Origin of the sequence: Neoroseomonas oryzicola, assembly GCF_012163135.1 — a bacterium.
GTDB lineage: Bacteria > Pseudomonadota > Alphaproteobacteria > Acetobacterales > Acetobacteraceae > Neoroseomonas > Neoroseomonas oryzicola.
Map to the genome: position 1 here is coordinate 490,673 of NZ_JAAVUP010000004.1, position 10,778 is coordinate 501,450.

General features: G+C 73.4%; 10 protein-coding genes. 6 read left to right on the forward strand and 4 right to left on the reverse strand.

Annotated elements, in window-relative coordinates:
* Window position 1: 1 nt before the first annotated feature.
* Window positions 2–925, reverse strand: coding sequence for a sulfate adenylyltransferase subunit CysD (cysD, locus tag GWK15_RS17175; RefSeq protein ID WP_168042567.1), 924 nt, complete (start codon window positions 923–925; stop codon window positions 2–4).
* Window positions 926–1,044: 119 nt separating this feature from the next.
* Between cysD and cysQ the strand changes: the two genes are divergently transcribed.
* Window positions 1,045–1,827, forward strand: a complete 783-nt coding sequence (gene cysQ / locus GWK15_RS17180; RefSeq protein WP_245211699.1) for a 3'(2'),5'-bisphosphate nucleotidase CysQ — start codon at window positions 1,045–1,047, stop codon at window positions 1,825–1,827.
* On the opposite strand, the gene GWK15_RS17185 is transcribed toward cysQ, so the two are convergent.
* A complete protein-coding gene (locus GWK15_RS17185) occupies window positions 1,828–2,253 on the reverse strand; it encodes a PaaI family thioesterase (RefSeq protein ID WP_168042568.1) in 426 nt (141 codons plus the stop codon). It lies immediately after the preceding gene.
* Window positions 2,254–2,373: 120 nt separating this feature from the next.
* On the opposite strand from GWK15_RS17185, the gene GWK15_RS17190 reads away from it, so the two are divergent.
* The 3 genes from GWK15_RS17190 (at window position 2,374) to GWK15_RS17200 (ending at window position 5,583) form a co-directional block, all read left to right on the forward strand.
* Window positions 2,374–3,123 carry an SDR family NAD(P)-dependent oxidoreductase gene (locus GWK15_RS17190; RefSeq protein ID WP_168042569.1) on the forward strand — a complete coding sequence of 250 codons (750 nt, stop codon included), beginning with the start codon at window positions 2,374–2,376 and terminating at the stop codon, window positions 3,121–3,123.
* Window positions 3,124–3,137: 14 nt separating this feature from the next.
* The gene (locus tag GWK15_RS17195) at window positions 3,138–3,962 is read left to right on the forward strand and encodes a GNAT family N-acetyltransferase (protein ID WP_245211700.1); all 825 of its coding nucleotides are present in this window, start codon (window positions 3,138–3,140) and stop codon (window positions 3,960–3,962) included.
* Window positions 3,963–4,038: 76 nt separating this feature from the next.
* A complete protein-coding gene (locus tag GWK15_RS17200; protein WP_168042571.1) occupies window positions 4,039–5,583 on the forward strand; it encodes a hypothetical protein in 1,545 nt (514 codons plus the stop codon).
* 135 nt (window positions 5,584–5,718) lie between these two features.
* Here the strand turns inward: GWK15_RS17200 and GWK15_RS17205 are convergent, their stop codons facing one another.
* Complete coding sequence (locus GWK15_RS17205) at window positions 5,719–6,243, reverse strand: lipocalin family protein (RefSeq protein WP_168042572.1); 525 nt, start codon at window positions 6,241–6,243, stop codon at window positions 5,719–5,721.
* 1 nt (window position 6,244) lies between these two features.
* The gene (locus tag GWK15_RS17210) at window positions 6,245–7,138 is read right to left on the reverse strand and encodes a polysaccharide deacetylase family protein (RefSeq protein ID WP_168042573.1); all 894 of its coding nucleotides are present in this window, start codon (window positions 7,136–7,138) and stop codon (window positions 6,245–6,247) included.
* A 96-nt stretch (window positions 7,139–7,234) separates the two neighbouring features.
* Here GWK15_RS17210 and cydD point away from each other — a divergent pair, with 96 nt between their 5' ends.
* Together cydD and cydC are read left to right on the forward strand one after the other, a co-directional pair.
* The gene (cydD, locus tag GWK15_RS17215) at window positions 7,235–8,911 is read left to right on the forward strand and encodes a thiol reductant ABC exporter subunit CydD (RefSeq protein WP_168042574.1); all 1,677 of its coding nucleotides are present in this window, start codon (window positions 7,235–7,237) and stop codon (window positions 8,909–8,911) included.
* Window positions 8,911–10,581 (forward strand): thiol reductant ABC exporter subunit CydC, encoded by a 1,671-nt coding sequence (cydC, locus tag GWK15_RS17220; RefSeq protein WP_168042575.1) that lies wholly within the window; start codon window positions 8,911–8,913, stop codon window positions 10,579–10,581. Before cydD ends, cydC begins: the two co-directional genes overlap by 1 nt.
* Window positions 10,582–10,778: the final 197 nt, after the last annotated feature.

Sequence of the window (10,778 nt, forward strand, 5' to 3'; positions counted from 1 at the left end):
GTCAGAAGTATCCCTCGCGCTTCTTCTTCTCCATCGACGCGTCCTCGTCGGTGTCGATCAGGCGGCCCTGGCGTTCGGAGGTCCTGGCCGCGCGCATCTCCGCGATGATGTCGGGCAGGTTCGCCGCCGTGCTCTCGACCGCGCCCGACAACGGATAGCAGCCGAGGGTGCGGAAGCGCACCATGCGCATCTCGGGCGTCTCGCCCGATTCGAGCGGCAGGCGCTCGTCATCCACCATGATCCAGGTGCCCGACCGCTTCACCACCGGCCGAGGCTTCGCGAAATACAGCGGCACGACCGGGATGTCCTCGGCGAGGATGTAGTCCCACACGTCGTATTCGGTCCAATTGGACAGCGGGAAGACGCGGATGCTCTCCCCGTCGCGGATGCGCGTGTTGAACAGCGACCACAACTCCGGCCGCTGCGCGCGCGGATCCCAGGAATGGCCCGGCCCTCGGAAGGAGAAGACGCGTTCCTTCGCACGCGACTTCTCCTCGTCGCGTCGCGCCCCGCCGAAGGCCGCGTCGAAGCCGAACTTGTCCAACGCCTGCTTCAGCGCCTCGGTCTTCATCACCTGCGTATGCAGCGCGGACCCCGAGGCGATCGGATTGATGCCGCGCGCGATCCCGTCCGGATTGGTGTGGACCAGCAGCTCCATCCCGACCTGCTTCGCCATGGCGTCGCGGAAGGAGATCATCTCCCGGAACTTCCAGGTCGTGTCGATGTGCATCAGCGGGAAGGGCGGCTTGCCCGGTGCGAAGGCCTTCAGCGCCAGGTGCAGCATCACGCCGGAATCCTTGCCGATGCTGTAGAGCATCACCGGCTTGCGGAAGGAGGCCGCGACCTCCCGGATGATGGCGATGGATTCCGCTTCCAGCCGCGCGAGGTGCGGCGTGAGCGGGGATCGTGGGCTGGCGATGGTCAAGGATCCCTCACGGGCGGAATTTGCCGGGTTTCAATGTCTTTCCGGCATCGTCCGGGTCTTCCCATGGCGCCCGGCATTGCGCAAGTTCCGCGCCCTGCCCGAGACGGACGACCGAGACGATGCGAACCACCCCCGAGATGCGACAGGACCTGGCCCGGCGCTTCGTGGCCGTCGCGCGGGAAGCCGGGGCGCGCATCATGGCGATCTACGGGACCGCGACGGCCGAGCAGAAGGCCGATGGCAGCCCGCTGACGGCGGCCGACCTCGCGGCGCATGAGGCGATCCTGGACGGCCTCAGGGCCTGCTGCCCCGAATTCCCCGTCATCTCGGAGGAAGACGCTGCCCTCGCAGCCGCCGCGCCGGAGTGTCCCTTCATCCTGGTCGATCCCCTCGATGGCACGCGGGAGTTTCTCTCAGGGAACGGTGAGTTCACCGTGAACATCGCCCTGATTGAGGACGGCGTGCCGGTCGCCGGCGTGGTCTACGCCCCGGCGCTGGGCCGGCTCTGGCTCGGAGCGCTCGGCGCAGGGGCCGAGGCCGCCCATGGCGATGCCGCGCCCCGGCCGATCGGCTGCCGCCACCCGGGGGAGGAGGGTCTCGTCGCCGTCGCCAGCCGGTCCCACCGGGATGCCGCGACCGACGCCTTCCTCGCCGACCGGCCCATCGCCGGGCTGCGCTCGGTCGGCTCCTCGCTCAAATTCTGCCTGGTCGCGGAGGGCGAGGCCGACGTCTATCCGCGCTTCGGTCCGACGATGGAATGGGACACCGCTGCCGGGCAGGCCGTGCTCGCCGCAGCCGGTGGCGCTGTCGTCACCCCGGACGGCGATCCCTTCCGCTACGGCAAGGCCGCGACCGGCTGGCGCAACGGCCCCTTCATCGCCTGGGGCGCGCCGAAGCGCTGATCATCCCCGCCGCGTCACCGAGGCCCAGCTCGTCGTGACGTGCGCCGCGATGGCTTCGGCGCCTTCCGTGCGGATCATCACCTCCCCGAAGATGATCCGACCGCGCTTCAGCACGCGGGCCTCGGCCAGCACCGGCCCGGGATCGAGCCGTCGGAGGAAGTGGATGGACAGGCTCGAGGTGAGGCTCTCGTCCCGCCCGCCGGTCTCCCCCAGCAGCGCCGCCCACATCGCGACATCCGCAAGCCCCATCAGCGCAGGCCCCGAGACCGTCCCGCCCGGCCGCAGCAATTCCTCCCGCCAGGGCAGCCGGCACACCGCGCTGCCGCCGGCGGCCGAGACCACCTCGATCCCCCAGGCTGCGGCGAGTGGCACGCCGCGATGCAAGATGTCCTGGATCGCGCCGGGTGCGGGCGCCGCGTCGTCCATGTCGTTCCTCCGGCAGGCGGGCGCCATGCTGCCGCAGGGTCGCCGCCGACGCCATGCGCGCCGTTGCCGCCCCGCCCCCGATGCGCGATGGATTCGGGCGCAGCAACAGGAGAAGCGTGCATGACCGACCTCGCCGGCCAGGTCGCGATCGTCACCGGCGGCAGCCGTGGCATCGGTGCGGCCATCGTGCGCGCCTTCGCCCGCGCCGGCGCCGACGTCGCCTTCTGCCACCTCGACGATGCCGAAGGCGCGGCGGCCGTCGTCGCGGAGGTCAGCGCGCTCGGTCGCCGCTGCCATGCCGAATCGCTCGACGTCGCCGACACCGCACGGCTGCGCGCCTTTGTCGCGGCCGCCGAAGCCGCGCTCGGCCCCGCCGACATCCTCGTCACCAATGCCGGGATGAACCTGCGCGGCGCCTTCGAGACGCTGCCGGAGGAGACCTTCCGCCGCATCCTCGACGTCCATTTCATGCACACGGTCGTGGCCGCCCAGGCGGTCTATCCCGGCATGGCGGCGCGCGGGCGGGGGCGGATCATCACCATTTCCTCGCAACTCGCCTTCAAGGGCTCGCCCAACCTGACGCCCTACACGGCGGCGAAGGGCGCGATCCTGTCCTTCACCCGCTCCCTCGCGCTTGAAGCGGCGCCGCGCGGCGTGCGCGTGAACAGCATCGCCCCGGGCCCGGTCGACACCGACCTCACCCGGTCCCGCGGCCCTGAATGGCGCGCCGCGATCGAGGCGGCGCTGCCCGCCGGTAAGCTCGGCCGCCCCGAGGACATCGCCGCCACCGCGCTCATGCTCGCCGGGCCCGGCGGCGACTTCTATGTCGGCGCCTGCCTGTCGCCGAATGGCGGCGACGTGATGCATTGATGCAGATTCGCACCATGACGCGCGAGGACCTGGCCCTCGCGCTGGACTGGGCCGCCGCGGAGGGCTGGAATCCCGGCCTCGCCGACGCCGAATGCTTCCACGCCGCGGACCCGGACGGCTTCCTGGTCGGCGAGGTCGACGGCGTGCCGGCCGGCTGCGTCTCGGCCGTGCGCTATCCGGGCGGCTTCGGTTTCCTTGGCTTCTACATCGTGCGGCCCGAATTCCGCGGCCGCGGCCATGGCTTGGCTCTGTGGCGGGCGGCGATGGCGCGACTGCAGCCGGGCGTGGTCGGCCTCGACGGCGTGGTGGCGCAGCAGGCGAACTACCGGAAATCCGGCTTCACCCTGGTCCATCGCAACGTCCGCTACGGCGTGGCCGCGCCCGTCGCGCCACGGGTCGCGGATGCGCCGCCGGTTGTCCCGCTCGCCGCGATTCCCTTCACGACGCTCGCCGCCTTCGACCGCCGGTTCTTCCCCGCGCCGCGCGACTCCTTTCTGCGCGCCTGGATCGCCGCGCCCGGCCATGTCGCCCTCGCGGCGACCGGTCCTGCCGGCCTGCAGGGCTACGCCGTCCTGCGCCCCTGCCGGCACGGATCGAAGATCGGCCCCCTCTTCGCCGAAACCCCCGCGGCCGCGCGCGCGCTGTTCGCCGGGCTGCTCGCCGCCGCGCCCGCCGGCCCGGTCTTCATCGACCTGCCCGAGCCCAATGCCGACGCCGTCGCCATGGCTGTCGCCGCCGGCATGGCGCCGGCCTTCGAGACCGCGCGCATGTATGTCGGCCCTGCGCCGGACCTGCCGCTCGCGCACATCTATGGCATCACCAGCTTCGAACTCGGCTGAGACTCGGGCCCGCGGTTGACCGGCTTCGCGCGCGGGGGCTAGCCCTTCCCCGCGCCAGACGAGGGATGCCGCGAGGATGCACGACCAGACCGACCGTCGGATTCGCGCGCTCCGTCGCACCGGCTTCGCGCTGATGGGCGCGGCCATGCTCGCCGCGCCGCCGTCCCTCGCCCAACGCGCGGCGCCGCCGGCGGTCACGGCGCAGGCAAGCCCCGCGGCCCCCTTCGCCCTCGACCTCGCCGACGCCGCGATCCTGGCGCCGCTCACCCTGGGCGCGACCGTCGATGTCGATCTCGCCCCGGGCCAGTCGGCCTTCTTCCGGCTGCCCGAAGGCAGCGGCGACATCGTCGCGCAGACCCGCCGCCTCGCGCGCGGGACCGACACCGTCATGGCGCTGCTCGACGCCCAGGGGCGGATCCTCGCCGAGGACGACGATGGCGGCGACGAGAACCTCGCCTCGCGGCTCGAGGTCGCGGCCGACCAGGGCGGGCCGCTCTACCTGCGCGTCGGCATCCTGGAGGACGCCGCGGGTCGCTTCGAACTGCTGCTCGAGGCCGCGCCGCCGGTCGATCCCTCCGCCCCCGCCCGGACCCTCGCCGAGGCCGCCACGCGACCGGAACTGATCGTGGGCCAGCCCGTCCCTGTCACGCTCCGCGGCCGGCAGGAGGCCTATTTCCGCATCCCCGTCGCCCGGCAGGACCTGGTCGCCCTGACCCGCGCCCTGCAGCCAGGCACCGACACCACGCTCGCGCTGCTCGACGCCAATGGCCGCGACATCGCCGAGGACGACGACAGCGGCGAGGAGAACCTCGCCTCCCGCGTCGAGATCCCGGCCGGCCAGCGCCGCCCGGTCTTCCTCCGCGCCCGCTCGATCGGCGGCGCCACCGGCACCTTCGAACTGGTGGTCCTGCCCGACACCACCCCCGCCGCGCCGCCTTTTCCGCGCAGCCTGCGCGAGGCCGCCAACGCCCCGGCGCTGGAGGTCGGCCAGTCCGTCGCCCTGCTGCTCCGCCGCGGCCAGGCGGCCTATTACCGCCTGCCGGAGGGCGACATCGCGGTGCTGACCCGCAACCTCCGCCGCGGCGCCGACACCGTCCTCTCGCTGTTCAACGCCGAGGGGCAGGAAATCGCGGACGACGACGACGGGGGCGGCGGCCTCGCCTCGCGGCTCGAGGTGCCGGCAAGCGAGCGCCGGCCGCTCTTCATCCGGGCCAGCCTGCTGGGCGATGCGACCGGCGGCTTCGACCTCGTGGTGGAGGCCGACAAGCCGGAAGGCGCGCCGGTGCCGCTCTCGATCGCCCAGGCAACGGCCGCGCCCGTGCTGGAGCGCGGCGTCCGCATCCCGGTGCGCCTGCGCCGCGGCGAGGCCGCCGTCTTCCGCCTGCCGCCCGGGGATCATGTCGCGGTCACCCAGAACCTGCGTGACGGCACCGACACCGTCCTCGAGATCATCGACGAATCGGGCCGCGTCCTCGCCGAGGACGACGATGGCGGGGACGGCCTCGCCTCGCGCCTCGTGGTCCCGGCGGAGCGCAAGGGGAACCTGTTCCTCCGCGCCTCGGTCATCGGCGGCGGCGCCGGCGCCTTCGACGTGGTGCTGATGGACGCGCGCGGCCGCTGAGGCGGCGTCGCAGCAGGTCGCGAAGGGTGCGGCCTTCGGCCACCGGGGCACCGCGCCCTGGTCCGGTTGGCCGTCAGCGCGCGAACGACGGTTCGGCCATCGAAGCGACGAGGGTCGATCCCCTGTCGCCCGGCGTCAGGGCGTGCTGCGGCGCAGGCGGCTGACGTCGAAGCCCTCGCGCCGCGCGATCGCGACCGCCGCGGTGTAGTCGGCCGGCGCCATCGCCGCATCGCGCGACAGGATCCAGAGGTAGTCGCGCTCGGGCGCCCCGACCACGGCCCAGCGATAGTCGGGGTCGAGCCCGATCACCCAGTAATCCCCGTAGAAGGGCCAGAAGAACGACACGCGCAGCCGGTCGTTGCCCGGCGCCGCGCTGTAGGCGACGCCGTTCGCGACCTTCTCCTGCCCATTGTCGAGCGCGTTCCGGCAGCGGTTCACCACGCCCACCTTGCCGTCCGGCCGCAGCGTGTAGGTCGCGGTCACGTCCACGCAGCGCAGTCGCGCATTGTCCTGGAAGGAGGTCGGGAAGCGCGCCACCTCGTGCCAGGTCCCGGCATAGCGCTGCAGGTCTACCGCGCCGACCGTCCGCGGCGTGCCGGGACCGGGTTCCGTCGTGCAGGCGGCGGCGAGCAGGGCGAGGGCGGCGATTGCAAGGCGCATGTCAGTCTCCCGGTATGGTTCCGGGCGGCAGGGTCCTTACGTGGTCCAGCACGCCGCCCGCGGTGGTGATCCAGACAACGCCGCGCCGCGCCGAAAGATGCGCGAGCGCCCGGCGCAATTGGCGCAGCCGGTAGGGCTGGCCGACCAGGTAGGGATGCAGCGCGATGCCCATCACCTGCGGCAGCCCGTCGCGCACCTGGAGCAGCCGTTCCTCGAGATCGTCGACGATCATGTCGGCGAACTGCGCCGCGCCGTCCTTGCGCGCGACGATGGCCGGGATGTCGTTGACCTCCTGCGGGTAGGGGATGGCGAGCAGCCTGCCGCCCCGTGTCCGCATCCAGATCGGCGCATCGTCGGCGCACCAGTTGAGCGTGTAGGCGTAGCCGGCCTCGGCCAGCAGGTCCGGCGTGGTGCGGCTCTCGGCGATCCAGGGGGAAAGCCAGCCGCGCGGCGCCTGGCCCTCGTGGCGCAGGATCGCCGCCGTGCTTTCGGCGATCAGGCGCTGCTCCTCCGCCTCCGGCAGGACGGATTGCCGCTCGGAATTGGTCCGCCCATGCCCCGCGATCTCGTCCCCCCGCGCGCGATGGGCGGCGACCAGGGAAGGGGCGTAGTCGTACATCGCGCTGTTCAGCAGCACCGTCGCCGGCAGGGCGAATTCGTCGAGCAGCTCGATCAGCCGCCAGGCGCCGACGCGATTCCCATAGTCCCGCCAGGCGAAGTTCAGCACGTCCGGCTGTGGCCCGCCGGGTGCGAGTTCCGCCCCGAGCCCCTCTCCGAAGGCGAAATGCTCGAGGTTCACGCCGAGATAGACCGCGAGCCGCGCCTCCCCCGGCCAGGCATAGGCCTGTCGAGTCGGCCAAGGGTGGTAGTCGTATCGCCCGTGGGTCGGCAGCATCGCGTCTCTCCTGCAACGCCCCTGATGGGGCTGACCTGCCATTCCAGCAAGACGGGGGCCGTGGCGGCCCGGCGGGCTTTCGCCTAAGAGAGCGGCATGGCTTCCCCTCCGCGGGGCGTGGAGGCCGGTGCCGCGCAGCTCCTCCGCCGGGAAGCGCGCACCGAGCGCGCCCGCCTCCTGGCTCCGATCCTGCTCGGCCTCGGCATCGCCGCCTGCGGCGTCGCCCAGGCCTGGCTCATCGCCCGCCTGCTCGCGACCCTGCTCGGCCGGGCCGATGCCGGCTGGGCCGACCTCGCCGCGGCGGCGGTCCTCGCCCTGCTGATGGCCGCCCTCGGCGTGGCTCAGGAACGCACCCAGGTCGCGGCGGGCGAGGATGCCAAGGCCCGACTCCGCGCCGCCGCCTTCGGCCGCCTGCTCGCCGCCGGCCCAGCCGATGACCGCGCGGTCGGCGAAAAGAGCGCGCTCGTCGTCGAGCGCGTCGAGGCCCTGGAAGGCTATTTCGCCCGCTGGCTTCCCGCCGCGGCGCTGGCGGTCCTCGGCCCCCTGCTGGTCGCCGGCGCGGTCGCCGTGGCCGACCCGGTCAGCGGCCTGATCCTGCTCGGCGCCGGGATCATGGTCCCGGTTGCCCAGGCAATGAGCGGCATCGGCGCCGGCGCGGCCAGCCGCCGGCAGTTCGCCGCGCTGCAGCGCCTGTCGGGCCGCTTCCTCGACCGCATGCGCGGCCTGCCGACCCTCGTGCTGTTCAACCAGCAGGCCGCGGAAGCGGGCCGCCTGCGCGAAGCCGCCGAGGAACTGCGCGCCCGCACCATGCGCGTGCTGCGCGTCGCCTTCCTCTCCGCGGGCGCGATGGAACTGATCGCGGCGACGGCGATCGCCTCGCTTGCCTACCGTCACGGGCACCTCGTCGCCGGCACGCATCCGGCCCCGGTCGCGGCGCTGTTCACCCTGCTGGCCGTGCCGGTCTTCTTCCAGCCGCTGCGCGCCTTCGCCGCGGCCTATCACGAGCAGCTGGCCGCCCGCGGCGCCGCCGCCGACCTCGCGCCGCTGCTTGAGGGCGAGGAGCCCGCCGGCCTGCTGCTCGAGGAAATTCCGCCCAAGGTCACGGTGACCTTCCATGAGGTGCGGCTGACCTACGACCCATCCCGCCCGCCCGCGCTGGACGGCCTCTCCTTCCGCGTCCTGCCGGGCGAGACGCTGCTGCTGACCGGCGCCTCGGGCTCCGGCAAGACCAGCGTGCTGCGCATCCTGATGGGCTTCCGCCGCCCCGATGGCGGGCGCGTCGCCATCAACGGCCACGACATCACCCTGCTGAAGCCCGCCGAACTTCGCCGCCTCTCCTCCTATGTCGGCCAGCGCGCGCACATCTTCCGCGCCACCATCCGCGACAATATCCGCTTCGCCCGCCCCGACGCCGACGCCGCCGCCATCGAGGCCGCCGCCCGCGCCGCCCAGGTGATGGATTTCGCCGCCGAGCTGCCACAGGGCCTCGACACGCTGGTGGGGGAGGGCGGCTTCGGCCTGTCCGGCGGTCAGGCGCAGCGCGTCGCGGTGGCGCGCGCCTTCCTGCGCGACACACCCCTGGTCCTGCTCGACGAGCCCACCTCCCACCTCGACCCGGGCACCGAGGCTGCCGTGCTCGACGCGCTGCGACGGCTCTGCGTCGGGCGCACCGCGATCGTCGCGACCCATGCGCGGGCGGCGCGCGGCTATTTCGGCCGGGTGCTGGAAATGTCGGGCGGTCGTGCGATCTCCGACCGGATGGCGGGGAACTGATGCGGCGCGACCTCTTCCGTGTCCTCGGCCTGTGGCAGACGCGGCGCGTCTGGCTGGTCGGCGGCCTGCTGGTGGCCGCGCTCTCGGCGCTGGCGGGCGTCGCGCTGCTGGCACTCGCCGGGCGCGTCGTCGCCGGCGCCGTCGCGCATGGCCAGACCGGCGCCGTGCTTCTGTCGGGCGGCGCGCTCGCGGCCCTGCTCTGGCTGCGCCCGGTCATGCTGTTCCGGCCCGTCGCGCGCTACCTCGAGCGCCTGGTCACGCACGAGGCGACCTTCCGCGCGCTCGCCGACATGCGCGTCTGGTTCTTCTCGCGCCTCGCCGAGCGCCTGCCCACTGGCCTTGGCCTGCGCCAGGCGGGCGACCTGCTGGGGCGCCTGGTGGCCGACGTCGAATCGCTCGACGGCCTGTATCTCCGCGTGATCGTGCCCGGCGCGGCCGCGCTCGCCGTCGTGCTGTCGCTGGCGCTGGTCATCGGCGGGGCGGAACCCGCGCTTGCCGCCATCCTGGCCCTGCCTCTGGTCGCGGCCCTGCTGCTGCCGCTGCTGCTCGCCCCCGCCGCCGCCCGTGCCGGGGAGGCCGCCGCCGAATCCCAGGGCGCGCTCCGCGCCGCCGTGGTCGACCCGCTGACCGGCATCGAAGACACCCTCGCCGCGAACGGCGAATCCCGCGCCGCCGCGCGCGTCGCCGCGGAGGGCGCGGGCCTCGCTGCCGCCCAGCGGGCGCTGTCGCGCCGCGCGGCGATGGGCGGCGCCGTCGGCTCGCTGCTCGTCCAGGCCGCGCTGCTCGGCAGCCTGGGCTGGGCCATCACGGCAGGTGCGGCCGGCGCCACCGCCGGGCTGATGGCGGTCTTCCTCGCCATCGCGGCTTCCGAGGCGCTGGGCCTCATGCCGCGCGCCGGGGCCTCCCTCGCCGCCGCCGGCGCGGGTGCGCGTCGTCTCTTCGAAGCTGCCGACACGCCGGAACCCGTGCCCGATCCGCCCGCCCCCGCCGCCGCGCCGTCCGGCCGCGCCCTCAAGGTAACGGGCCTGCGCTTCGCCTGGGCCGATGACCGCGGCTTGGTCTTCGATGACCTCGAACTCGACGTGCCCGAAGGCGCCCGCATCGCGCTGCTCGGCCCGTCCGGCACCGGCAAGTCCACGCTCGCCGCGCTGCTGCTGAAATTCGCCGCGCCGCAGGCCGGGCGGATCACCCTCGGCGGGGTCGACATCGCGACGCTTCCGGCCGCCGAGGTCCGCCGCCGCATCACCTGGCTGACCCAGGATGCGCGCCTGTTCGACGACACCATCGCGGCGAACCTGCGTCTCGCTGCGCCGGGCGCGACGGATGCGGAACTCTGGCGAGCGCTCGACCGGGCGCAGATCGGGGATCTCGTCCGTTCCCTGCCGGATGGGCTGGAGACGCTGTGCGGCGAAGCCGGCACACGCTTCTCGGGCGGCCAGGGACGGCGACTGGCGCTCGCGCGCGCGCTGCTGTCGCCGGCCTCGGTGCTGATCCTCGACGAACCTGCCGCCGGCCTCGACGCTGATACCGAACGCGCCTTCCTTCAGACGCTGGACGAGGCCACCGCCGGCCGCAGCGTCATCCTCATCCTCCACCACCTGATCGGCGTGGAGCGCCCGACGCGCATCCTGCGCCTCGCCGGCGGCCGGGCGATCCCGGCGACCGGCTGACGGCGTGCTCAACCCGCCGGCTTGGCGCCACCGATCGGGATGCGGTTCGTCGCCGGCTTCGCCTCGGGCGGCCGCGTCAGCGTGACGCTCAGCACGCCCTTGTCGAAGCTAGGCTCAGGACTCATTGACCGAGCCAGAAGGTGACGGTGGCGGCGAGGGTGATGGCGCTGAAGAAGGTGTGTGCGCAGCGATCGTAG